Here is a 1,219-nt window from a genome sequence, read left to right on the forward strand (position 1 = left end):
GCACGAACTCGCCCTTGTCGGCGCGGTCGTTGGCATGCGCCGCGGACAGCGAAAAGAGCGGCATGGCGAAACTGCCGAAGATGAAGACGATGACGAAGTTGAGGAATGGGTCGGCGCCGGCCACGAACACCAGTGCCAATGCCGCCACCATGGCGCAGCAGGTTGTCGCCAGCAGCACCGAGCGCCGGTCCCGGCGGTCGGAGAGATAGCCGAGCGGATACTGGATGAGAGCGCCGCCGAAGATGCCGACGCTGACGAAGGTCACGACATCGGCGACCGACATGCCGATCTGCTCGGCATAGACGGGCGAGAGCGTGCGGAAGGCGCTATTGGTGACGCCGACCGCGATGCAGCCGATCGAGCCGAGCGGCGAGATGCGCCAGACGCGCGGCAGGTCGAGCTTGACGTCTTCCGGCGGCGTCGGGTTGGAGCGGTCGCCGAGCGAGACCGGCACCAGCGACAGCGTGATCATCATCGACATGATGGCGAAGATGGCAAAGCCGCCGGCGCCGAAGATCGGGATCAGGAACTGCGCGCTGGTGACCGAGCCGATGTCGACCATGCGGTAGATGGCAAGCACGCGCGCGCGGTCCTTGTTGGTGACGCCGGAGTTGAGCCAGGCTTCCATCACGGTGAACAGGCCGGCGAAGCAGAACCCGCCGGCAAAGCGCACCGCGCACCACATGATAGGATCGATGACCAGCACAAGCAGCAGCGTGCCGGCCGAGGCGGTGGCGGCGAGCGCCGAGAAGGTCCTGACATGGCCGACTGCCTTCAGGATGCGGGTAACGGCCAGGCAGCCGAGCAGGAAGCCGGCGAAATAGAAAGTGCCCATAAGGCCGATGACGGGGGCGGAAAAGCCCTCCTGCGCGCCGCGCAGCGCGATCAGCGTGCCCTGCAGTCCATTGCCGCCGAGCAGGATACCGGCGGCAATGAGGAGCGGGATAAGCGGGCGGATCGAGGACATGAGGGGAAGGCAATCACATGTTGGGGATCCTTCTTGGACCATCGCCACCGCCAATGCCAGCGGCAATTCCGGGAGAGCAGCGGGCCAGTGGCGACCCGCGGCGCTCTCGCTGGAGTTTCAGCGCGGAGAGGCGTCGATTGCGGTCACGGAATGACAAGCGTCTTGGAACGCGTGCCTCTACGCCAATTCAGATCGGCAATAAGGCGTCGGGTTTCACATTGGCGATCGAAGCGTAGGTGTGCGTTTCCCGGA

Annotated in this window: 1 protein-coding gene; it reads right to left on the reverse strand. The window is 65.1% G+C overall.

Annotated features, from left to right (window positions below; all coding sequences use genetic code 11):
* A partial coding sequence (locus EN745_RS34935; RefSeq protein ID WP_127423326.1) for an MFS transporter occupies positions 1-967 on the reverse strand: 967 nt, incomplete at its 3' end.
* Between the last annotated feature and the right edge of the window lie 252 nt (positions 968-1,219).

This window comes from Mesorhizobium sp. M4A.F.Ca.ET.022.05.2.1 (assembly GCF_003998845.1).
Lineage (GTDB): Bacteria > Pseudomonadota > Alphaproteobacteria > Rhizobiales > Rhizobiaceae > Mesorhizobium.